Below are 24306 nucleotides of genomic sequence, written 5' to 3' on the forward strand. Positions count from 1 at the left end.
AAATCCGTTAAAATATTTAGCGTTTAACGACAATACTGCAGACGTCAAATATATCAAAAGAAAATCAATTACTGTCATTCCTTTTTGCATTCCGTCAGAAATTTAAGATATTAAACAACTTTAGACAAGAAAAACGCTCTCGCTAGAGAACGTTTTTCCTAAAAAATATATACTAATTCTAAAAATTAAACTCTTAAATTAAGCTTTAACATAAGCATCATCATGAACATTTGCCACTGCTCTTCCTGATGGATCGTTTAGGTTTTTGAAAGCTTCATCCCACTCCAAAGCAATTTTTGTACTACAAGCCACACTAGCTTCTTGAGGCACGCATAATGCCGCCGCATCACTTGGAAAATGCTCTGAGAAGATCGAACGATAGTAGTATTCTTCTTTTGAAGTTGGTGTTTGCAATGGAAATTTAAATCTCGCGTTTGCCAATTGCTCATCTGAAACTTCTCTTGCCACTACTTCTTTCAAAGTGTCAATCCAGCTGTATCCTACTCCATCAGAGAATTGCTCTTTTTGTCTCCAAGCAACGCTTTCTGGAAGCATGTCTTCAAAAGCTTTACGAACAACCCATTTTTCCATTGGGTGTTCTTTGTTGATCATTTTATCTTGTGGGTTGATGCGCATGGCAACATCCATAAATTCTTTGTCTAAGAATGGCACACGACCTTCGATTCCCCAAGCCGCCAAACTTTTGTTGGCACGCAAACAATCGTACATATGAAGCTTACCTAATTTACGAACGTTTTCTTCGTGGAATTCTTTAGCGTTTGGCGCTTTGTGGAAATACAAATATCCTCCAAACAACTCATCTGCCCCTTCTCCTGAAAGAACCATTTTGATCCCCATAGATTTGATCACTCTTGCCATTAACCACATCGGAGTCGAAGCTCTAACTGTAGTTACATCATAAGTTTCTAAGTTGTAAATTACATCACGAACAGCATCTAATCCTTCTTGGATTGTAAATTTGATCTCGTGGTGAATAGTTCCAATATGGTCTGCTACTTTTCTTGCAGCCGCTAAATCTGGTGAACCTTCTAAACCAACTGAGAAAGAGTGCAATTGCGGATACCAAGCATCTGTTGTATCATCAGACTCAATTCTTTTTTGAGCGAATTTTTTAGCTACAGCTGAAGTAATAGAAGAATCTAAACCTCCAGAAAGTAAAACTCCATAAGGAACATCACTCATTAATTGTCTGTGAACAGCAGCTTCAAGCGCTTTTCTGATTTCAGGAATACTTGTTTCGTTGTCTTTTACAGCATCGTACTCCGTCCAATCTCTTTTGTACCATTGTACAAATTCTCCGTCTTTGCTTGACAAATAGTGTCCGGGAGGGAATAATTCGATTTTTGTACAATATCCTTCCAAAGCTTTTAACTCAGAAGCAACATAGAAAGTTCCGTGCTGATCCCATCCAATATATAATGGAATAATTCCCATATGGTCACGAGCAACAAAATACTCATCTTTATCAACGTCATAGATTGCAAATCCGAAGATTCCGTTTAATTCATCAACAAAGTTTACTCCTTTTTCTTTATATAAAGCTAAAATAACTTCACAATCGCTTTCGGTTTGAAAGTTATATTTACCAGCAAATTGTTTACGAAGATCTCTGTGGTTGTAGATCTCACCATTTGCAGCCAAAACCAATTTTTTATCTTCTGTAAATAAAGGTTGTTTTCCTGAAGCTGGATCTACAATTGCCAAACGCTCGTGAGAAAGAATCGCTTTATCATTGCTGAAAATTCCGCTCCAGTCTGGTCCGCGGTGACGAATGATTTTTGACATTTCTAATACTTGAGGTCTTAAAGCTTCGGCTTTTTGTTTAAGATCAAAGGCACATACAATTCCACACATAATTCTATATTTTTATTTTTAAATTTTAATTTGATAGGACAAAGATGGAGTATTACTTACAATTGAAAAACACATTAACCAATATCAATTATAAATATTAACCAAAATAATCATTTTGCATATAAATTGTAAAATTTTAATATCAAAAAAAGCTCTAAACTTAAAATTTTCAATTTTGAGCACAAAACTGCTTTAAATTTGAAAGTTTTATTTAGTTTTTTGAATTAATTTTTGAGTTTTTCCATAACAAATGAAAGATTCGTAAAGAGAAGCAGGAAAGTTGTTCTGGAATTGTAGTTTATACAATGATAAAAGAAATCTCATAACAACAAGAGCCAATAGGCTCGATTCAATATTGTAAGGCCGGATTTTAATCCGGTTATTAAAAAACGCCCGTAAAAAAGATCCATAGGATCGAAACATATTATGCCACGTTCCTACGGAACTCTATTGGGACGCTTATTTTTATTCAACGGATTAAAATCCGTTGCTACAATATTCGTTCATTCCTAACGGAATTTCTTGTGCGATTCCTAGTTTCTCAGAATGACAAGATTGGGTAAAGATGGTTACGTACAGAACTTTGTCAAAGTTTAAAACTTTGACAAAGTTGATAGCGAAGAAGGACTTATTCTACACTTTCAATAGTGTAATGCGTCTTATTTATTTCAAATTGGAATCCGGCTTTATTTCCCATCAAATGGTTTCCTAAAGGAGATTGCGGAGAAAGCGCAATAACATTTATCCCGTCAATCGCAATTTTAGGTAAAGCAACACTTACATATAAATAAATTCCGTTTGCTTTTACCAGACTTCCTAAAACAATATTTTCTGTCGTTTTAAGCGGATCTATTTTATCGAGAATTCCTTTTTGCTCAATTGCCTCTTTGAGTTTATTGGTGAGTTTTTCCTGCTCGATATGCATCATCGACAAAGCAGTTTCGTGTTTGTCGCCCGCAGAACCTTTGGCATCGTTTTTTGAATCTTCGGTCAATCCAGAAATCATGTCTTTAAAAACATCTATTCGGTCTTGAACCATTTGAGTATAGTGAGAATATATTTTTTCTTTAAAAGTCATTTCTTTTTAAGGTACTGAGGTTCTAAGGTACAAAGATGCAAAGGTTTTTTCTTTATTAAAAAAAACAGCCACGAATTCACGAATCTACTCCAAAAAATTCATGAGTTCATGGCTGAAAAAAAAAGGCACATTCATTTAAAATGTTTTTGTGCCTTGGTATCTTGTGGCATTAAGCCTTAAAAATCAAATTTATAATTTGCGCCTCCTAAAACCTGGAATCCTTGAACAGGATAATTTAACCATTTTTCGTAAGCTTGATTTCCAATATTATTCAATTTCAAGAAAAACGTCAAACGTTCGTTGAATTTATATCCTAAATGAGCATTGGCATCAAAATAACTTTTTAGCGTTATTGGCTCAGCATTTATCCCTAAAGAAGTATTTACTTGCATGTCTTTTCTTTCACCCACATAAAACACATTCAATCCTGCATACCATTGCTTTGTAATATTAACGTCTAAAGTCGAACTTAATTTCATTGAAGGCAAATTCCATGCTTCAACTGCATTATCTGTATTGTAACTATTGAAAGTTCCGTTGATTCCGAAAGTTACATTCTCAGAGAAGTCAGCCTTTAATTCTGCATAAAAACGAAATGTTCTAATGTCTTCATAAACTACTCCAAATGAGTTTCCGAAAGCATAATCTTCGTTTGTAATTACTTCTGTATAATCATTTGCTTTAAACAGCGCTTTATTTTTTTCATTCAAATAAGAACCTGTTAAGTTATAATTTACATTGTTGGCCAATTTTCCTTTTAAACCCGCAAAAACATTGTATTGCGTGCTAGACGGACGCATGTTTAAAGTTGGAGATAAAAACGGATTATCAGTTACAAAATCTGCATAAGAATTCTGATTTAAAGTTCCGTTTACTCCCGTATAGAAAATCATTAAATCGCCAACCAATTTATACGAAGCATTTACTTTTGGATAGAAATAGAATTTATTCCCGCTGTTTTCAGAATCTGCACTATAGTAAATTCCAGCTCCTAATTCTAATGTCCATTCGTTTTCATTGATTACAAAACTTGGCTCAATTCCAACATTTGTAAAACTGTATTTTAAAGCTTCTGTATTGTCTTGCAAATAATTATTCTTAAAAGAACCGCTTACGTGATCTACAATAACGTTTGTTTTAATAGCCTGATCCATTACATCAACTGTAAAAGTCGGTTTTACAAAAAATCTATTTTCTGACGAAGAGTAACTGTCTGAAAAATGGGTAAATCTTGCTGAAAGTTTGCTAAAAATGCTTTCATTAAATTCTGCATTTCCGCCAAGCGAAATAGTATTATAAGAATGGTCTGGATTGATGCTGTTTACCAAATCATAACGCTGATCTGGAATCGTAGAACCAAAATCTGACGGAAGCCCATACCAATTGTAAATTTGGTTTTGGTATCCTAAATCTACTCCCCAAGTCACATCGCGATTATTTTGACCATAACCTACATTTATTGCTGTATCGTAAAATTCATCATTCAATTCCACATCTTTAATTCCGCCTTGAGAAGAATGATGACGAAACATTCCTGCCACATAATCGTTGTTTCCTAAATTTTGGTTAACGAATAATTCGGCATTTAAAGTGCTGTAATTTCCAACGCCTACAGTCGCATAATTATTAAACAATTTTTCTTTTTTAGCCTTTTCCACACCTTCGGCTTTTCCTTTAGAAGGCGTAAATGTCGATGCCACAGGAACAGACAAAATACTGTATTTAATGACTTCTTTTGGCTGATTGCCGCTGTCGTCAAGCGAAGGAGTTTCTTTCACTTTAAAAGCATCTGAAATAGTTGGCGAATACGGCTTTACAACATTTACTGTCTCGGTTCCGATGCTCTCGTTTTTCTTTACCTGTGCAAACGAAAACTGAGCAGCAAATAATACTAACAAAATGATGATTTTATGTCGGCAGTTTAATTTCATGTTTCTTTTATTTGGTAAAATGTTTTTTGTAAAATGTGAAATGAAAAATGTAAAATATTTTTTTTACAACTTACTTTTCATTTTTTACATTTTCACATTTCACTTCTTACATTATCTAATTTTCTAATTCTCTAATTATTACGCTTCCCACTCGCCTTTGGCCACAAACTGAGCTTTTCCTCCAATATTAATATCATAATGATCGCCAGTTAATTTTCCTTTAAAATAAATCTCAGACGGACGACCGATATAATCTCCTTGATAATTTGTCAATTCGAATTCTGGCAAATGGTATTTCAAAAGAAAAGCCTGCAAACATGTACTTGCGCTTCCTGTTGCAGCATCTTCTACCAGTTGGTTATGCTCGATACACAACATTCGGCTAAACAATTTTGAACCTTCCAAATAATAAAAGTAAAGCCCTCTATGACTTGTTTTGCAATGCTGTTTTAGCCATTCGTCTGTTTTGTCTTTATCTAAAACTAAATTTTCTAAAGCTCTTTTACTGCTTAATCCCACCATTACAAAAGCGCTTCCTGTTGTCACTTCTTGAATTGGAAACTGATTTTCGAAATCGCTTACTTGGAGATTGCTGAAAAACGTAAAATCTATTTTAGAAAAAGTGTCCCAAAACTTCGGCTGCGCTGCTTTCAACCAAACCAAATCTCCTGTTTTATTAATTGGAATTGGTCCAATCGGAACTTCTAATTTTATTTCGCTTGGCGAATGGTCAAAAATTTTATTCATCAAAACCCAAGAAGTTCCAATAATCGGATGTCCAGCAAACTGCATTTCTTGAGCTGGAGTAAAAATTCTAACCTCCGCTTTATTATTTTCTTTATCTAATTTGGTAACAAATGTGCTTTCAGCGAAGTTGATCTCTCTTGCCATCTGTTGCATTTCTTCTGAACTCAAATTTTCAGCATCCAAAAAAACCGCCAGCTGATTTCCAGCATATTTTTTATCAGCAAAAACATCAATTATGTAAAAAGGTAAACTCATGTTTTGTAAAATGTGTTTTGTAAGATGTAAAATGTTTCTTCTGTCTTATTTCAATTCACAGATAACATTTTACATTTCATTAATAAATTATCGGTTAATTGACGAATTTGTTTTTGACTCTTCCGATTTTATCGCAGCTAATTCTTTCTTAGCTTCTTCTACCACATCTGGATAATCTGTAAAGTTGTTGATTACGTTATCTAAAATGTAAGTTGCTTGATAGCTGTCTTTTAATCCGTAGAAGTTTTTCGCCATTAAGACTAAACCTTTAGCTCCATAATATTTATAAGCCGAATAGCTTTTTGCCAGTTTTTGAACTGCTGTATTTGAAGCTTCAAATTTTCCTTCTTTCGTTTTAAAATACGCATCGTAATACAAAGCTTCTGCCGCTAGTTCTCCTTTTGAAGTAGCCGAAAGTTTTGCATAAGCTGCTTTTGCTTTATCTTCGTTTCCTGTTTGCATTGCCGCACGTGCTACAATAATCTGTGCATCTGCTTTTACACCTGCATCTGATTTCGGATTTTCTAATACTTTGTCAGCTGCTACTACAGAACGATCGTAATCTTTTTTGTCATAGTAGCATTTCATCAAATTCGCTTGCGCAAAAGTTTTGTTCTGCGGATAATCTGCTTCACTTTCTAATCTTGTTAAAACCGGAATTGCTTTATCGCAATCTTTTGATTTCAAATAAATTTGAGCCAGTCTGTTTAAAGCCTGCTCGGTAAATTCATTTCTAGGCTGATCGATTACAAACTGATAATTTGCAATAGATTTAGTTTCAGAGCCTTCTGCATAAGTAAGTTGCGCTAAATAGAAATTGGCTTCCAAGGCATGCATTCCATTCGGGAATTTAGAAATATAACCTGCAAAACCTGTAATCGCCTGCTTAGAATTGTTTTGGCTGTATTGTTTGAAAGCTGCATCGTAAGTGTCGTTATCCAATTCTGCATCTGTAACGGCAACAAAATCTAATGTACGAACCCACGTTGCATATTCGTGCACTTTTCCAGAATCTACATAAATTAATCTTGCTGTTGAAACTGCTTCTAAAGCTTCTGGAGTTTTTGGGAATTCAGCTGCTACTTTTTTGAACTTTGTCAATGCTTGCTCATCACGATCTGAATTGTAATAAATAAGACCTTGTTTTAAAATTGCTTTGGAAGTAAATGATCCATTGTTAAATTCAGAAATCAATTGATCGTAAGTTTTCAGTGCTTGTTCATTTTTCTTTTCTGCAACATAGGTATTTCCTAATTCAAATAAAGCGTCATCACGATAAGATGATTTTTTGTACATCTGAAGGAAATTATTCAATTCATCTACTTTCTTAGCATTATTTGACATAAAGCCATAAGAAAGTGCTTTTTGAAATTGTGCATAATCTGCATCTACGCCTTTGGCAGCAATCGCTTTTGCATACGCTTCGTTTGCCGCACTATATTTTGAAGTTACAAAACGGCAATCTCCTAAACGTAAATAAGAATCGTTTAAACGGTTTTTATCTGAAGGCGAATTATCAATCTGAGCTTGAAAAGAGTTTGCCGCCTGATCATAATCTTTCAGTTTAAAATACGTGTAACCAATATTGTAGTTGATGTTTTTATATTCGTCTGTAGACTTTGCTGCTGGCATTCCGGCGAATTGTTTGTAAGTCAGAAGTGCGTTCTGCATATCATCATTCAAATATTCTGTTTCTGCTTTCCAGAAAGTCGCACGAGCGGTAAACTCAGGTGTTTTTTGTTCGCTAATCGCACTTTTGAACATTTTACCTGCTTCTTGGTAATTATTTTCGTTGTACAATTCTAATCCGCGGTAGAAAAGCACTTTTTGATACGCCGCCTTGTTTTCAGCCGTTCTATTTTTCTCTAATAAAGCCAAAGCTTCTTTATAGTTTTTAGAAGAAATATAAGAATCAACCAAAAGTTTCTCTACCTCAGCACGGCTTGAATTGTTTGGATATTTTTTAAGGAAGTCTAATAAAATTCCAGGAACGGCTTGATACGCATTTCCGATATCATAACTCAATTTAGCATAATTTAAAGCTGCATCTTCTTGAATTTGAGCATTAAAATCCATTTCAGAAGCATTCTTAAAAGCGTTTAAAGCTTCTTGCTTTTTGCCCGTATTTAAATAACTCAAACCTAAATGGTAGTAGGCATTTTGAGCTACAAAATCTTTTCCTTCAATAATTTTATTGAACTGAGAAATTGCCTTTTCGTACTCTTTCTGCTCGTAATACGCATAACCTAATTGGTAAAAATCAGTATTGTTCCATTTTCCTTTTTTACCAGCATATTTTTCCAAATATGGAATGGCTTTTCCGTATTGCTTCAAGTTGAAATAACTTTCACCAATAATTTTATTCAGCTCCGATTTTTCAATATCATTTGATTTCCCCATTGCTTGCTGACCTAAATCAATTGCTTTTTGGAAATTTCCTAATTTGAAATTCATATCAGCTTGATAATAAGACAGCTTCTCTTTGTATTTTTCTTCGCCCGAAACCTCATCAAAATACTTTGTAGCTTCTTTATAATCGTCGCCTTCATAAGCCATAAATCCTAAATAATATTTGGCTTGAGAGCCATATTCTTTAGAATTTACCACTTTGTTAAAATAGTTGGTCGCTTCTTTTTTCTTTTTAGCATTAAAATAGCTGTAACCTTTCATAAAGTTAAACTTATCAGCCTCCGATTTGCTCATGTAGCTTTCGTCTACTTTATCAAACCATTGCAATGCTTTTGGGTAATTTCCTTGTTCGAAGAAAAATTGCGCAGCCTCTATGTAGGCCTGATTTTGTTTGGTGCTTGTTGGATAATCATTTACAAATTGCTCCATCAAAGCATCGGCATTTGCTTTATTGGTTCTAATGGCAGAATTTGCGATGTAGTAAGCACAGTCAGACTGCACTTCTTCATTTGTAGTATTGTTTTTTACTTTTTCAAAAATCAATTGCGCCGAAGCATATTGTTTGTCGTTATATAAAGCCAGTGCTTTGTCAAAATCCTTTAATTCGTAAGTATAAATAGCCGATTTTTGTGCTGAAGCTATACTCGAAGCAAGGAAAATTTGGAATAAAAAGAACCTGGAAAGTTTACGCATTTTAATAATATTTAGTATTCAAATGTATCATTTTATACGGTTTATAACGAAACGTTTCTTGAATTTATTATGAGTAAATATTCAATAACAAACATTTTAGAGGCATTATAAAAAGCAAATTGAAGCATATAAGTTATATAAGTAATTATAAGCTAGTAGATTTTAGCAGGTTAACCAAAATGAACTCACATAACTTATACGGTTTAAATTTTCATTTCTTTATTTACAAATTTTATTCAGAAATCAGCGAAATTTATTTTGAATACAAGCGTTATCTTATTACTTTTACCATTCAAACCAATTTTATTATGTCACAAACCGTACTATCTCTCAAAGAAGTCACTATATATCAAGAAGGAAGAAAAATTATATCTCACATTAACTTAGATGTTAAGCATGGTGAGTTTATTTACATTATCGGGAAAACTGGTTCTGGAAAAAGTAGTTTTCTAAAAACTTTATATGCTGATTTACCATTAATTGAAGGTGAAGGTCATATTGTAGAATTTGATTTGGCAACTTTAAAAGAAAACGACATTCCGTATTTGAGACGTAAAATCGGGATCGTATTCCAGGACTTTAAACTGCTTCCAGACCGTTCCATCAAAGACAATATGCTTTTTGTTTTGAGAGCTACTGGATGGACCGAAAAAGAAGCTATGGAGCACAAAATTGATGAAGTTTTGGACAAAGTAGGCATGAAAGATTTTGTAAACAAAATGCCTCATCAGCTTTCTGGTGGAGAACAACAGCGTGTTGCGATTGCAAGAGCACTTCTAAATGATCCAGAATTTATCTTAGCCGATGAACCGACAGGAAACCTTGATCCGCAGACTAGTTCTGAAGTTTTAGAAGTTTTAAAAGCAATCAATGCTGCAGGAAAAACTGTCATCATGGCAACTCACGATTATGCTTTATTGATGAAATTTCCATCTAAAACCCTAAAATGCGAAGATGAAAGAATCTTCGAAGTGGTGCAAAGAAGCGTGTAATGCTCTCTATTTTAATTCCGGTTTACAATTACAATGTTTTACCGCTTGCAAGCGAACTCGTAAAGCAATGCAGTTCTTGCGGAATTATATTTGAAATTCTTAGTTTAGACGATGCTTCTCAAGAGTTTACAGCTGAAAATGAAAAAATTAATCAGCTGAAAAAGGCTTCTTATTCCATTTTAGAAAAAAATATTGGAAGAAGTGCTATTCGAAATCTATTGGCACAAAAAGCGGTTTATGAAAATCTGCTGTTTTTGGATGCTGACACGATTCCTGTTTCTGATAATTTTATTTCGAATTATATTTTAGAAATAAAAAATAAAATTGTTTTTGGCGGACTTTTATATGAAAATAAAAAACCTTCGCAAGAACAGCTTTTACGCTGGATTTACGGCAAAGAAAGAGAAGCTTTAAGTTTATCTGAACGAAATAAAAATCCATCAAACACGGCATTGGTTTCGAATCTATTGATTAAAAAAGAAATTCTTCTTCGTTTTCCATTTGATAAAAGTTTGACTAAATATGGTTACGAAGATTTGCTTTTTTTCGCTGTTTTAAAATGCAATCAAATTGAGATTAAACATATTGAAAATCCAGTCTTTCATCTAAATTTAGAATCTTCCAATTTATTTCTAAACAAAACAAAAACGGCTTTAGAAAATCTAGCTTTTTTAGATTCTTCAAATAAAATATCAAAAAACGAAAGTAAAATTATCGGCTCATTTGACTTCTTAAAAAAAATGAAACTGATTTCTGTTTTTAATTTTGTTTTTAAGAAATCTGAACGAAAAATTGAGCAAAATTTGCTTTCAGAGAAACCATCACTTTTTCTGTTTGACATCTATAAATTAGGTTATTACTGTTTTCTAAAAACAAAATAAATGGCTTTTTTTTCTATCATAATTCCACTTTACAACAAAGAAAGTTTTATCAAAAACACGATACAAAGTGTTTTGGATCAGACTTTTCAGGACTTTGAAATAATTGTGGTAAATGATGGATCGACAGATAAAAGCGAAGAAAAACTACTTCAATTTAAAGATTCGAGAATCTATTATTTTAGTAAAGAAAACGAAGGTGCTTCTACGGCTAGAAATTACGGAATCGAAAAAGCATCGGCCGATTTTATTACTTTTCTTGATGCCGATGATTATTGGTATCCGACATTTTTAGAAACGATGTTTACTAATATTTCAAAACTTCCAAATCAAAAAGTTTTTTCGGCGGCAATTGAATTTGACACTTCAAAAAAAGTAATCTCTGCGCAATATTCGATTTCAAAAACAAATGAAGAATTTGAAATTGTAAACTATTTTAAAGCCAGTCTAAAAGAAACTGTTCTCTGTACCTCTTGCGCTGTTTTTCATCAATCTGTTTTTGCTGAAATTGGAAATTTTGACACCAAAATTAAAAGCGGCCAAGACACTGATTTATGGATTCGAATTGGACTTGTTTTTCCAGTTGTTTTTTCCTCGAAAACATTGGCAAGATATGTTTACGATCCCAAAAGCCTTTCGAAAAACAAAAATCTGATGAAAGAAAAAATGGATTTTTCAAAATTTGAAAAAGCTGAAAAAACAAATTTAGATTTAAAAAAGTTCCTGGATTTAAATCGGTTTTCTCTTGCTATTAAAAGCAAATTATCTGGAGAAACAGCACTTTTTCATCAATATTCAAATCCGATTGATTTAGAAAAATTAGGTTGGAAAAAAAGAATTTTACTTCGCCTCCCTGCATTTGCTCTACGCATTTTAATTTCCTTGAAAACCGTTTTAGCAAATATTGGAATGGGTTCATCTGTCTTTAAATAACCTGAATTTTTTGTATTCTCGTATATAATCTTTTTCAAGAAATTCTCCCGAAGACAAAACCAGACAAACGCTTCCCGAAGAGAAATTTTTAAGTTCACGCCAAATTCCAGAAACTATTAGCAAACCAACATTCGGCTTATTCAGCGTTACCGTTTTTATGTCTTTCCCATCTTTTAAAACTACATCAAAACTACCGCTCAAAGCAATCAAAAATTCTTGCTGTTCAATATGTGCATGCCCGCCCCTTTTGCTTCCGCTGGGCACATCATATAAATAATATACTCTTTTGGAAACAAACGGAATTGTATCTCCTTCTACAACCGAAAGATTTCCTCTACGATCCTGAATTTTAGGAATTTCGATCAATTGAATATCTGAAATATTCGCCATTATTGATGATTTAGAAGATTCTTCCATTGTTCTGAAATGTTTTTTAAAGACAAATGTTTTACGCTTTCAGCTGCATTGTTTCTGCAAAAATGATACAATTCGTCGTTAATTACAAAACGGTTCATGGCTTCAGCTAAAGCTCTCGGATTATGGTTTTCTACCAACAACCCATTAAACTCATTTTGGATAATTTCTCGTGGTCCAGAATTGCAATCGACTGAAATAACAGGTGTTCCCAGAGCTAATGATTCTACGATTGATAAAGGAAAGCCTTCATAATTACTTGTCAAAATTGTAAATTTTGCTTCTCGAACCTCTTCAAAAGGATTTTGTTTAAAGGGAAGAATTTCAACATAATCGCTCATTGTTAAGGATACAATTTTTTGCTGAATAAAATCTAAATCGTTTCCAGTTCCCATCAAATGCAAATGATACCCTTTCTCATATATTTTTGATTGAGAAAAAGCTTCGAGCATCAATGTAAAGTTTTTCACTTTTTCTTCAAACCTTCCAAAGAATAAAACCACTTTTTTTGTTTCGGAACCTTTTTCTAATTCTTTGTCAGAAATAAAAAAGGGATTATAAATCATTGTGGTATTCTTCAATTCGAATAACCTGTTTACTTTTTCTTCAATCGCTTTTGAAACACAAATTAAAGCTTCCACATTCTTGTAAAGCATTCTCGACCAAAACTTTGAAGTAGGAAAATAATTTTTAAAATTATAGCTGTGAACGATATAATAGATTTTAAAATTACGGTAAACAAATCTGGTAATTAATTCTCGTAACAATACATTTCGTGATCTGCTGTCGATTACAATCTCAATATTGTTTTGAACTAAATAGTTTTTCAATAATTTCCCTTTTTTCAATTTCTTAAAAAAAGAAAATGAACCTGAACTTTCTTTTTCTAAATTGAATAAAGTTCCTGCATAAGAATAATCTAAATGATCATTAACAATAATCGAATGCACTTCAAAACCAGAATCTTCTAACATAAAAGTCAGTAAAGCTGCAAAACGTTCTGCTCCTCCTTTTCCTAAAGAATTTGAAACAAGTGCAACTTTCTTTTTATTCATGCTTTTAAGTGAAAAAGTAAATATATTTGTCAAATATACATATAAATGAAAGTTTTATTGGTAGGCGAATACAGCCATTTGCACAATTCTCTGAAAGATGGTTTAGTGGCTTTAGGACATGAAGTTTTTATAATTGGTCGGAATGACGGTTTTAAAAATTTTCCTGTTGATTTTCCTATTCTTAAAAAATGGGATTCGGGTTTGCTTAAAAAGGTAAAAATTGCTGTTTACAAAATCTCCAGATTTGATATTAGTTCGTACTTAACTTATCGTCAATTTCTAAAATTAAAAAAGCAATGTTCGGGTTTTGATGTCGTGCAGTTAATCAATGAAAACAGTTTTCAATGCCAACCTTATTTTGAAAAAAAGATTATTTCGACTCTTTTAAAAAACAATAAAAAGCTTTATTTATTAAGCTGTGGCTACGATTATTTGAATGTAAAACATTGTTTTGAAAATCCCGATTTTAAATCGGTCATTCCGCTATATTTGAATCATAAAATTGATAAAAAATCTTTTGGGAATATTCTTAAATTTCGCCAAAAAACATTTTACAAACTGCATCAATTCATCTACAATAACAACCGAGGCATCATTGCTACCGATTTTGATTATCATCTTCCGCTGAAAGGAAATGAGAAATATTTAGGATTAATTCCGAATCCGATTAACATTGAAAAACTTCCTTTTCAACCTTTAAATATTGCAGATAAAATCATCCTTTTTCATGGCATCAACCAAGATAATTATTTAAAAAAAGGAAATGATTATTTTGAAAAAGCTTTGAAAATAATCCAACAAAAATATCCTTCGAAAGTGGAGATCATAACTGTTCGAAGCGTTCCTTATTCAGAATATATTAATTTGTACAACAGCTGTCATATTTTGCTAGATATGGTTTATGCTTACGATCAAGGATACAATGCTCTCGAAGCAATGGCAAAAGGAAAAGTAGTTTTTACAGGAGCCGAAACTGAGTTTAGAGAATATTATAATCTTTCTGAAAAAGTCTGCATAAATGCGATTCCAAACGTTGAATATCTGGTAAATGAATTGTCTTTTTTAATTGAAAATCCAAATGAAATTACTGCGATCGGAAAACGTGCGAGAGCTTTTATAGAAGAGCATCATCATTATATAAAAATTGCAGAAAAGTATATTAAGAAGTGGAATGAAAACTAAAATAGACTTTTTCTAAAATAAACCGCCAAAACCATTAGATAAAATAAATTATTAAAAGCATAAGCAATTACGACGCCTTCAATTTGAAATATTTTTATAAAATATAAACTGGCAAAATACAAAACAGAAAGCGAAAATAATTCGGCAATAATAAAGGCTGAAGTCATTTTTTTAGCGAAAAACTGTAAACCTAAAATTAAAGCGCAAACTTTGAAAACATCTCCTAAAAGCTGCCAGAAAAACAAATCGGTTACAGGTAAAAATTCTTTTGTAAAGAGTAACTCAATAATAAAAGACCTAGTAAAATAAAGTGTGGTTAAACCCAAAACAAAAATTGGGAGAATGAATTTATAGTACTGCCAAAAAATAGTTTTCGTTTCTGAATCATTTTTGGCTTTGGACAATTTTGGCAAAAAATAAACACTTAAAATGGTACTGACGAACATTAAATAATAGCTTGAAATTCTGGTCATAGTTTCACAATATCCCGCTTGTTCAATACCTAAATTCTGAATAATATAATTTCGAATTGCAAGAAATACAAAGGGTCCCAAAACAGATGAAACTAATGCCATTAGAGAATAAGACGAAAGATTTTTTAAAACTCTAAAATCGAAAACATTTAATTTTATGAACTGAAGAAACTGAATTTCTTTTTGAACCAAATAAAACGTGATAAAAAACAGTAAAGCTGGTGCAATTACAATTGAAAGCAAAGCTCCTGTAGTTTTAAATTGCAAAATCAAGAAAATGGAAATCAATAAGCCAATAATGTTTCCAATAATATTGATCCAAATTACTTTTTGAAATTTGCCCAAACCATTAATTACAGTTATTAAAAAAATAGAAAGTCCGTAAGTTGGTAAAACTAAAGCTAGAACTTTAAAAACAATCAAATATTCGGCATTATTTCCAAAGATTTTCTGATTCCAATAAGATACTGTAAAAAATAAAATGCTACTTAGCAAAAACGCAACAACTAATAAACTAATAAAAACTGTAGAAATTATTCTTTCTAGTTCTGTTTTGCTTTTTTCATTTTCAGCCGTATATTTTACAATTCCGTTTTGAAAACCTAAAGTGGAAATATTTTCTAATGAAGTCAAGAAATTACGAAGATTGCCGACCAAAGCCATTCCGTTTGGACCAACGAAAATCGCAAGAATTTTTGATGTAATTAATCCGATTCCGATTTTCAAAGCAACACTGAAACTGTTTAAAGAAGTGATCTTAAACAAACTGATTTGAATTATTTTTCTATAGAAATTCAAATTAATATTGGTTTAAAATTTCAACAATAAAATCCACTTCAGATGCTGTTAAAACCGGACTTATCGGCAGGCTTAAAACTTCCCTATGAATTTTCTCGGTAATGGGAAATGACAAATTGTTCCATTCTAAAAAAGCTTTTTGCTTATGCGGCGGAATTGGATAATGTATAACAGTTTGGATGTTATTTTGAGCTAAATATTCTTGTAAATGCTCTCTATTTTCTGTTCGAATGACAAACAAATGAAAAACATGATTATTCGAGAAATCCCAAAACGGAAGCACAATTTTATCATTTTTAATTTCTGATAAATATCGTTTTGCAATGGTCCTTCTTTTCTCATTATCCGAATCTAAATTGGGTAGTTTTAGATTTAAAAAACCAGCTTGCAATTCGTCTAGTCTCGAATTTACGCCAATATAATTGTTATTATATTTTTTCTCTGAACCGTAATTTCGAAGCGAAAAAAGCACTTTTGCCAACTCAGAATCGTTTGTGGTAATGGCTCCGCCATCGCCTAAACAGCCTAGATTTTTTCCTGGGTAAAAACTGTAAGCGATTGCTGAATTTAAATTGTTAATTGTTAATTGTTGATTGTTAATTGCTCCGTGAGATTGAGCACTATCTTGTACAATTAACAAATTATACTCTTGCGTAATTTCATTTATTTTTTCCATTTCAGCTAATTGTCCGTATAAATGAACGGCTAAAATGGCTTTTGTTTTTGAAGTGATTTTTTCCTCAATTAATTCTGGATTGATATTGTAAGTTTCTAATCTTGGTTCTACTAAAACAGGAATTAAATCGGCTTGCAAAATAGCTAAAATGCTGGCGATATAGGTGTTTGCAGGAACGATGACCTCATCGCCTTTTTTGAGTTTTCCTAGTTCGATATATCCTTTAAAAATAAGAACCAAAGCATCAAAACCATTCCCCACTCCAATGCAATATTTAGAATGGCAATATTCGGCAAAAGCTTTTTCAAATGTTTCCACTTCTTTTCCTAAAATATACCAGCCGTTTTCTAAAACCGATTTCAGTTTTTCCTGAAAAGCAGCTTCATACGGTTGGTTTATTTTTTTTAGGTCTAAAAATGGTATCACTTTATTTCAATTTTATAAAAATCCTGATTGTAAACCGAGCATCCTAATTCTTCTTTTTGTTTCAAAAGCCCGATATTATAACCCGATTCATTTGGTTCATCAACAATACCCATATCAAAGAAATGCTTCCCTTTTCGCTTGTATTTATGAATCAAATTGATAAATAAAAAGTCAAGTGCTCTAAATTCCTCTCCTATTTTTGAAGTAGCTCCATATTGAGATTTAACTCCATTTTTGGTCTCAAAAATGGTGATTCCAGCTATAATTTCGTCATTTCTGTAAGCAGAATATTGTCTGATATTTTGAGGGAATTTAGATTTTAAAAATACTATTTCTTCTTTGGAATGAACGGGTTTTACATTGAACTTTTCTAACAATCGCGGTTCTAATATTTTCTCCCAAAACGGATCGAAATTTTCTTCTTCAAAAATATCCAAATCAAGATTTTCAATTCGCCTGAAGTGCTTCATTTTGCTTTTCGAAATCTTCAACGGAGTAGTTAGATTTACTGCCAGATTCATTTCCTTCCTTTCTAAAACTGCTCCTCTTTTCATTAAAAAAAAGTCCATTGCCTTGTTTCCTTCCGAAAAATAAAAATCTGGAATTGGCTTATAATAAAAAGTTTCGAATTGATTTTCTTTCAAAAAATATAAAATTTCATCCAAAATCGACTCTACTTTTTCTGCTTTCAATTTCGATAAAAACACCAATCCGCCATAGGTTAAACCTTGATGGGAATACAGTGAATTTCCTTTTTTATTGGCAGGAAGAATGGCTCTCAGTTTGTCTTCTTCAAAAACTAAAAGCGAAAAATCTTCAAAGCGGTCTTTGTGGTATTCCATAAAATCGCGATGAAATAAAAAAGTAGCATTTTGGGACTGAGCCACAAAATCGTTCCAGACTCCATAATCTTCTTGGGCGTATTTTTTAATGGTATATCTCATGCTATTTGTGATCAAATGCTTTCAGATGCCATTTGTATTTTACTGCCATTAATCGAATAACAATTATCACAAGAGAAGTAACCAAGTACAAAATATCATCGTTTAAATTTAATTTTCGCAATCCGAAAAATACCATTCCGCCAAAAATACAGATTGTTGCATAGATTTCTTCTCTAAAAACGTTTGGAATTTCGTTACATAAAATATCGCGAATTACTCCTCCAAAACAAGCTGTCATGGTTCCTAGCGCAATACAAATTGCAGGGTGAAGTCCCGTTATAAGTCCTCTTTCAAGTCCAATTAAAGTAAAAACTCCAAGTCCAATAGTATCAAAAAGAAACAATGAAGTTCGAAGTTTATCAAAGCTTTTCCTAAAGAGAATCGCCAGAAAAAACCCTAAAATGATCACATATACGTATTGCATGTCACGCATCCAACCCACTGGAGTTCTTCCAATTAAGACATCACGAAGCGTTCCGCCTCCAACTGCAGTTACAAATGCAATGATAAAAACCCCAAACGGATCTAGTTTTTTGTGCATTGCAGTTAAAGCGCCAGACATGGCAAATGCCATTGTCCCGATAATATCAAGTAGGTGAAACATTTTTTTCTGAGTTACAAAGATGCAAAGGGTCAAAGTTACAAAGTTGCAAGGAATAATCTTAGCAAATCTGACTCATGAGATAGGTATTATTTTTTTACGTAAATCGGACTTCTTTTTAATAAATATGAAATAGAATCCATCCAACCGTCTTTTACTGCCAGCAAAGGTTTACGGGTTTGCGAGTAAATTTTATCTGTATTTTTATACATGTCAAAATAGACGGTATAGTAATAATACGTTTGATTGTTTGCGGTTGTGGTAGAGATATCGTTTGTTGTTACTTTTTTATCGTTATTGCTTACTTTGGCATTTCCGCTGTTATAAGTAGTCGCGGTAGTACCAGTACCAATTGTATAGGAAACTTTTGCGGCCACAATATTATCAACACCTAATATTTTTTCAAGATCTTCTATAGGCGTTTCGTCAATGTTGTTGTGGTCAATTCCTGCTTTGTGCAGTAAACTATTTGTTGTTCTTAAATCTTGAACCGTTAACGGAAAAATATTTGACGATTTATCTAACAATTTATTGTACAAATCGTTTTGAGCAAATTTTGCCATATCCTCAGAACCTTGCTGATTATCTGCATTTACATACGGAACTGGCAACACCGCAATTGTGTTATGCTGTATATCTGCACTTGCTACACTTTGTGTGGTATTTTGAGGAGTGCTTGTGTTTGGAGAAACATCAAAAGTTTGGGATCTTCCGCTTGCAAAATCGATTTTGGCAATCTGCGAAACGTCTAATGAAATCTGAATGGTTTCGCCAGGAAGCGAATATTCTACGGTTTTATCAGACATTTTTAAAATGGTGCATTCAATAATCTGATAATCTCTTTTTATAATTTTATCTAATTTTTTTTCGCTTTGAGCGAAACCAAAAAAAGCAGTAAGCAAGAAAAATACAATAAGGAAAGGCTTCGAATTATTCATGTTTCATTTTTTAAATTCAACTTTTACCAACTAATAATCAGTTAAATATAAAAAATTATCCGCAAAATCTGAAAAGCATTTTCAAATCCTTAAAGAAAAAATCACATGTTTTGTGTGTAGAAGTTATAATCTTTTAAAATCACACGTATAAAATCGCTATTGTTTCCCGATTGGTTTTTAATGCCTGTTACACTTTCAATTTTGGCCACTAGTTTGTAAATAACTTCATAATCGTTTTTAGCAGCCGCTTTTTGATACGTTTCTTTAATAATACGCATATCATTATCTGAAAGTTTGATAACTAAAGGATAAGTAGGCACATAAGCTTCGCCGATTTCTTCTAAAATGGTATGGCTAATATTAATTTTATTCTTTAATGTAATTACCGCTGTTCCTGCTGCCATGTCGCCCAAACGCTGAGATTTTTGACTTGTTATAACCGCAATAAGCCCAGGAAGTCCAAAAAAAGTAAAAAAGTCAATTACTCTAAAAAACCAGCGAATTAAGTAGTCGCCAAAACCTGCCTGGTAGCCGTCGATTTTTACAACTTTAATTTTTAGTATTTTTTTGCCCAGTGACTGTCCTTCAAAAAAACTTTCTAGAACCAGCGAGTAAACTATTACTGGCGAATAGAGCATCAAGAAAATTGCGCCTCGTGACCAGCCATCCAAATTAACCATCAATCGATCCAGCTGTAGCCAATCAAAAAGCACTATAGAAAGTGCTGTTATATAACAGATTATAATAAACAAATCAATAAAAAAAGCACCTAACCTTTCGCCTACAGAAGCAGCAATAAAATTTATTTTGACATTTTGTGTCGTATTAATAGATAATTCTGACATATTTCATATTTTAGCCTACAATGAGAGAAATCGCCTTTATAAAACAAAACAGAGAAAAATGGCTCGAGTTTGAGCTGGCAATTTTTGGTAAAGCTAAAAAAAATCCTGATGAATTAGCTAATTTGTACATTCAAATGATGAATGATTTGTCGTATGCTCAAACGTATTATCCTAAAAGTAAAACGGTTGTATACCTTAATCATCTCGCTTCTCAGATTTATCAAAAAATTTACAAAACCAAACGCACCGACCAGAATCAATTTGTAGCGTTCTTTAAAATCGAAGTGCCTTTGTTGGTTTACGTATACAGAAGGTATCTGGCCTATGCTTTTGTTTTGTTTTTTGTTACCGTTTCTATCGGAGTGCTTTCTGCTCGTTATGATCGTGATTTTGTACGTCTGATTTTAGGCGACGAATATGTCAACATGACTTTAGAAAACATCAAAAAAGGCAACCCCATGGCCGTTTATGGTTCGGGCAGCAACTGGGGAAGTTTTATTGGCATTACGGTAAACAATCTTTTTGTTGGTGCCAAATGTTATTTCTACGGCATTTTTGCAGGAATTGGGACTTTCAATGTTTTTCTTCAAAACTGTATTATGCTGGGTTCTTTTCAGTATTTTTTCTACGAACAAGGCGTTTTCTGGAAAAGCGTCCGCGGAATCTGGATTCATGGTTCGATGGAAATTTTTGCCATTGTAATCGAAACAACTGCCGGATTTATTCTTGGAGCTTCTATTCTATTTCCTAAAACTTTTTCAAGATTAAATTCTTTTAAAATTGGTTTCAAAAACAGTTTCAAAATATTCTTAAGCACTTTTCCTTTCACTATAAGTGCGGGATTTTTAGAAGGCTTTATTACCAGATATTCTATCGATATGCCGAATTGGCTCAGTAGTTTTATCATCTTGTTTACGCTTGCCATAATTTCATTTTATTATTTGATATACCCTTTTATTGTACACAAAAAAATGCATTCCTTAACCGCCGAAAAACTTTAAGACCAAGTAATGACAAGATTATTATTTATTTTATCTTTTCTTTTGTGCTGCGGTATTTCTCAGGCTCAGGATTCTATTCCTATAACCGTAGATCCTCCAAAAATTACTGCAATTAAATATACCGAAAAAGATATTCAAGTAGATTCTGGAACTGTCCTAGCCAAACATTTTGAAAAGAATTTCAAAAAAAAATATACCGATAAAGAGTTTCTCTACGAATATAAAGCTCCCGAAAAAAATTGGTGGGATAACTTTAAGCATTGGCTGGCAAGACAAATTTTTAATTTATTTAATTTCAGCAGTGTAAAAACCTCTTTCAATTTTATTTCTATTTTATTTAGAATAATTGCGATTCTGGTCGTTGTTATTTTGGTTTATTTTATTGCAAAAGCTTTGATTAAACGCGAAGGATCATGGATTTTTGGAAAAAATGCCAATAAGAGAACGTTGTTTTATTCTGACGCCGAGAAAAACATTCACCTTTTAGATTTTGAAAAACTCATTAAAGAAAGCGTCGAAACTGGAGAAAGAAGAATTGCAATACGCTATTATTATTTGTGGCTTTTGAAAGTAATGGCGCAGCATCATTATATTGAATGGGATATCGAAAAAACCAATTCTGATTACTTGTACGAACTGCATAATCCTGCTCATAAAGAAGAGTTTACCTATCTTTCTTACCTGTACAACTATATCTGGTATGGCGAATTTGAAATTGACGAAACCACATTTAGAAAGACTGAAAACAGATTTAAAAAAGCATTAAAAACCTTTGGCAATGGATAATAAAGTTAAAATATACATTGCTATTCTGGTTTTAATTTTCGGAATAACAGTATTGGTAGACAAGGGACAGCCTAAACCTATTGACTGGACTCCTACGTACTCTGTTGAGGATAAAATCCCATTCGGATTATACGTTTTTGACCATGAAGCAGATGGACTTTTTAAAGAGAAAGTAGAACGAATTTCAACGCAAACTCCTTACGAATATCTGGATTCTCAATATGATGCAAGAGAGAATGTAGAAACTTATAGAATTAAAGGTACTTTCATCAATATTTCTGAGGTAAATAATATTGATGATCAATCGATGAAAGAAATTTTATATTTTGTTTCTCATGGAAATAATGCTTTCTTAAGCATGAAAGTATTTCCGAAAGTATTATTGGATTCTTTAAAAATTGAACTGGACACCGATTTTATGCCAAACGACAGCATTACAGCCTGGATGGCAAATAAAAAAGTAGACTCAAAAAAATATACTGTAAGTACTGGATTAAGCGATTATTTTTCAAAAATAGACACTTTAAATACAAAAGTTCTAGGATATCAGACCAGTCGCAAAAATAAAAGACAAATCAATTTTATTGAAGTTCCATATAAAAACGGCCATCTCTATCTGCACACGCAGCCAGTGGCTTTTACCAATTACAATTTGCTGAAAAAAGATCATTATCAGTATGCTGAAAACTTAGTTTCTTATATTCCGAAAGGAAACATTTTTTGGTACAATAAAACTTTTAACGACAAACGCATTTCAAATTCTCCGATGCGATATATCTGGAGTCAGCCTGCTTTAAAATCCGCTTGGTATTTAGGCTTACTGGGAATTTTGATTTTTATGATATTCAATGCAAAGCGAAAACAGCGCATAGTGCCAATTATAAAGCCTTTGCAGAATTCAACAGTCGAATTTACTAAAACAGTCGGAAATCTCTATTATCAAGAAGGAGATCATACCAATATTATCGATAAAAAGATTATTTACTTTTTAGAAAAAATAAGAACCGATTATTTGATTGATACGACTAAATTAGATGACGATATTATAACCAAATTGCATTATAAAACAGGAAAAGACGAAAAAGATATTCGCGACTTGGTTCAATTAATTAATGACCACCGTAACAGTTACCACGGAAGTCTCGAAGAAGATCTCCTTAAAATAAACACAGCAATAGAAAAGATTTTACATTAACTAAAATATTTGCCACCAATTAAGATTAACACAGATTAACTAAAAAAATTCTTTTTAATCCTTAAAAATCAGTGGCTAAAAAAATAAAAAATAGACCAAATTATGGACGATATCAATACAACATCAAATGAAATCACAAACGAAAATGTGAATTTTGAAACGAGAATTAATCTAGGACCGCTTTTAGATCATGTAAACACGATTAAAAAAGAGATCGAAACGGTTATTGTGGGTCAGCATAAAATGGTAGACCAGCTTTTGGTTGCTATTTTATCAAACGGCCACGTTCTTTTGGAAGGTGTTCCAGGAGTTGCCAAAACAATCACTGCTAAATTGTTGGCTAAAACTTTGAATATTGGCTTTAGCAGAATTCAGTTTACGCCAGATTTAATGCCTTCTGATATTTTAGGAACTTCTATTTTTAATCTGAAAAACTCAGAATTTGAGTTCAAAAAAGGACCTATTTTCTCCAATTTAATTTTAATTGATGAAATAAACCGTGCTCCTGCAAAAACTCAAGCCGCACTTTTTGAGGTTATGGAAGAACGCCAAATTACAATTGACGGTTCTGGTTATCAGTTAGAAACTCCGTTTTTGGTAATTGCAACTCAAAATCCTATTGAGCAAGAAGGAACCTATCGTTTGCCAGAAGCGCAATTGGATCGTTTTCTGTTCAAAATCACGATTGATTATCCGAAATTGAATGAAGAAATTTTAATCATTCAAAGAGAACATTCTTTACAAGATCAGGGAAAATTAGATGCCATCAAAACGCTTCTTTCTGCTGATGAAATTAAAGAATATCAAGGTTTGGTAAAACAAATTAGAGTGGAACAGAACTTATTAGAATATATTGCCCGAATCGTCGTAAACACACGCGAAAATGCCTTTTTATATTTAGGAGCTTCTCCTCGCGCCTCAATCGCCATTTTGAATGCTTCGAAAGGCTTTGCTGCCATCCGCGGACGCGATTTTGTTACGCCAGAAGATATAAAAGAAGCTGCAATTCCAGTTTTACAGCACCGCGTAATTGTTGCGCCAGAACGTGAAATGGAAGGAATTACAAGTTCTGAAATTATTAAACAGATTATTGAAACGGTAGAAATACCGAGGTAATTATTAATGATGAATTGTTAATTGTTAATGATTGGCAAACTTCAAACTTTGCAAAACCACTTGTC

21 protein-coding genes are annotated in these 24306 nt (G+C 32.7%); 8 read left to right on the forward strand and 13 right to left on the reverse strand.

Going from position 1 to position 24306, the window contains the following annotated elements; translation table 11 throughout:
* Window positions 1-198: 198 nt before the first annotated feature.
* From asnB to J7574_RS16280, 5 genes are all read right to left on the reverse strand, one after another.
* A complete protein-coding gene (gene asnB, locus J7574_RS16260; protein ID WP_290970786.1) occupies window positions 199-1875 on the reverse strand; it encodes an asparagine synthase B in 1677 nt (558 codons plus the stop codon).
* 628 nt (window positions 1876-2503) lie between these two features.
* Window positions 2504-2953: a hypothetical protein gene (locus J7574_RS16265; protein WP_290970788.1), complete on the reverse strand. Its 450-nt coding sequence runs from the start codon at window positions 2951-2953 to the stop codon at window positions 2504-2506.
* A gap of 176 nt (window positions 2954-3129) precedes the next feature.
* Window positions 3130-4884 carry a TonB-dependent receptor gene (locus tag J7574_RS16270; RefSeq protein ID WP_290970791.1) on the reverse strand — a complete coding sequence of 585 codons (1755 nt, stop codon included), beginning with the start codon at window positions 4882-4884 and terminating at the stop codon, window positions 3130-3132.
* Between the two features lie 138 nt (window positions 4885-5022).
* Window positions 5023-5886 carry a PhzF family phenazine biosynthesis protein gene (locus tag J7574_RS16275; protein ID WP_290970794.1) on the reverse strand — a complete coding sequence of 288 codons (864 nt, stop codon included), beginning with the start codon at window positions 5884-5886 and terminating at the stop codon, window positions 5023-5025.
* Window positions 5887-5973: 87 nt separating this feature from the next.
* Window positions 5974-8988 carry a tetratricopeptide repeat protein gene (locus J7574_RS16280; protein ID WP_290970797.1) on the reverse strand — a complete coding sequence of 1005 codons (3015 nt, stop codon included), beginning with the start codon at window positions 8986-8988 and terminating at the stop codon, window positions 5974-5976.
* A 308-nt stretch (window positions 8989-9296) separates the two neighbouring features.
* On the opposite strand from J7574_RS16280, the gene J7574_RS16285 reads away from it, so the two are divergent.
* Genes J7574_RS16285 through J7574_RS16295 form a run of 3 tightly spaced genes read left to right on the forward strand, consistent with a single transcriptional unit; the run spans window position 9297 to window position 11791 of the window.
* Window positions 9297-9980 (forward strand): cell division ATP-binding protein FtsE, encoded by a 684-nt coding sequence (locus J7574_RS16285; RefSeq protein ID WP_290970800.1) that lies wholly within the window; start codon window positions 9297-9299, stop codon window positions 9978-9980.
* Window positions 9980-10861, forward strand: coding sequence for a glycosyltransferase family 2 protein (locus tag J7574_RS16290; RefSeq protein WP_290970803.1), 882 nt, complete (start codon window positions 9980-9982; stop codon window positions 10859-10861). Before J7574_RS16285 ends, J7574_RS16290 begins: the two co-directional genes overlap by 1 nt.
* Window positions 10862-11791: a glycosyltransferase family 2 protein gene (locus J7574_RS16295; RefSeq protein WP_290970806.1), complete on the forward strand. Its 930-nt coding sequence runs from the start codon at window positions 10862-10864 to the stop codon at window positions 11789-11791.
* Here the strand turns inward: J7574_RS16295 and J7574_RS16300 are convergent.
* Both J7574_RS16300 and J7574_RS16305 read right to left on the reverse strand, forming a co-directional pair.
* A complete protein-coding gene (locus tag J7574_RS16300; RefSeq protein ID WP_290970809.1) occupies window positions 11774-12181 on the reverse strand; it encodes an FdtA/QdtA family cupin domain-containing protein in 408 nt (135 codons plus the stop codon). The genes J7574_RS16295 and J7574_RS16300 overlap by 18 nt on opposite strands.
* On the reverse strand, window positions 12181-13260 hold the full coding sequence (locus J7574_RS16305; RefSeq protein WP_290970812.1) for a glycosyltransferase: 1080 nt from the start codon (window positions 13258-13260) through the stop codon (window positions 12181-12183). The genes J7574_RS16300 and J7574_RS16305 overlap by 1 nt, the downstream gene beginning before the upstream one ends.
* A gap of 45 nt (window positions 13261-13305) precedes the next feature.
* Between J7574_RS16305 and J7574_RS16310 the strand changes: the two genes are divergently transcribed.
* The gene (locus tag J7574_RS16310; protein WP_290970815.1) at window positions 13306-14442 is read left to right on the forward strand and encodes a glycosyltransferase; all 1137 of its coding nucleotides are present in this window, start codon (window positions 13306-13308) and stop codon (window positions 14440-14442) included.
* Here J7574_RS16310 and J7574_RS16315 read toward each other — a convergent pair.
* From J7574_RS16315 to J7574_RS16340, 6 genes are all read right to left on the reverse strand, one after another.
* Window positions 14439-15713, reverse strand: a complete 1275-nt coding sequence (locus tag J7574_RS16315) for an O-antigen translocase (protein WP_290970816.1) — start codon at window positions 15711-15713, stop codon at window positions 14439-14441. The genes J7574_RS16310 and J7574_RS16315 overlap by 4 nt on opposite strands.
* Before the next feature lies 1 nt (window position 15714).
* Window positions 15715-16815, reverse strand: coding sequence for a DegT/DnrJ/EryC1/StrS aminotransferase family protein (locus J7574_RS16320; RefSeq protein WP_290970818.1), 1101 nt, complete (start codon window positions 16813-16815; stop codon window positions 15715-15717).
* Complete coding sequence (locus J7574_RS16325) at window positions 16812-17759, reverse strand: FemAB family protein (RefSeq protein WP_290970820.1); 948 nt, start codon at window positions 17757-17759, stop codon at window positions 16812-16814. Before J7574_RS16325 ends, J7574_RS16320 begins: the two co-directional genes overlap by 4 nt.
* 1 nt (window position 17760) lies before the next feature.
* Window positions 17761-18363 (reverse strand): trimeric intracellular cation channel family protein, encoded by a 603-nt coding sequence (locus J7574_RS16330; protein ID WP_129747299.1) that lies wholly within the window; start codon window positions 18361-18363, stop codon window positions 17761-17763.
* An 86-nt stretch (window positions 18364-18449) separates the two neighbouring features.
* Complete coding sequence (locus J7574_RS16335; RefSeq protein ID WP_290970826.1) at window positions 18450-19298, reverse strand: hypothetical protein; 849 nt, start codon at window positions 19296-19298, stop codon at window positions 18450-18452.
* Between the two features lie 101 nt (window positions 19299-19399).
* The gene (locus tag J7574_RS16340; protein ID WP_290970829.1) at window positions 19400-20143 is read right to left on the reverse strand and encodes an RDD family protein; all 744 of its coding nucleotides are present in this window, start codon (window positions 20141-20143) and stop codon (window positions 19400-19402) included.
* Between the two features lie 20 nt (window positions 20144-20163).
* On the opposite strand from J7574_RS16340, the gene J7574_RS16345 reads away from it, so the two are divergent.
* The 4 genes from J7574_RS16345 to J7574_RS16360 all read left to right on the forward strand — a co-directional run bounded on the left by J7574_RS16345 (window position 20164) and on the right by J7574_RS16360 (window position 24241).
* Window positions 20164-21144, forward strand: coding sequence for a stage II sporulation protein M (locus J7574_RS16345; protein WP_290970832.1), 981 nt, complete (start codon window positions 20164-20166; stop codon window positions 21142-21144).
* A gap of 9 nt (window positions 21145-21153) precedes the next feature.
* Window positions 21154-21930 carry a DUF4129 domain-containing protein gene (locus J7574_RS16350; protein WP_290970834.1) on the forward strand — a complete coding sequence of 259 codons (777 nt, stop codon included), beginning with the start codon at window positions 21154-21156 and terminating at the stop codon, window positions 21928-21930.
* Window positions 21923-23125 (forward strand): DUF4350 domain-containing protein, encoded by a 1203-nt coding sequence (locus tag J7574_RS16355; protein ID WP_290970837.1) that lies wholly within the window; start codon window positions 21923-21925, stop codon window positions 23123-23125. The genes J7574_RS16350 and J7574_RS16355 overlap by 8 nt, the downstream gene beginning before the upstream one ends.
* A 102-nt stretch (window positions 23126-23227) precedes the next feature.
* Entirely contained in the window at window positions 23228-24241 is a 1014-nt protein-coding gene (locus J7574_RS16360) for a MoxR family ATPase (protein ID WP_290970840.1), read from the forward strand.
* The last annotated feature ends 65 nt before the right edge of the window (window positions 24242-24306 follow it).

The organism is Flavobacterium sp., from assembly GCF_017744675.1.
Lineage (GTDB): Bacteria > Bacteroidota > Bacteroidia > Flavobacteriales > Flavobacteriaceae > Flavobacterium.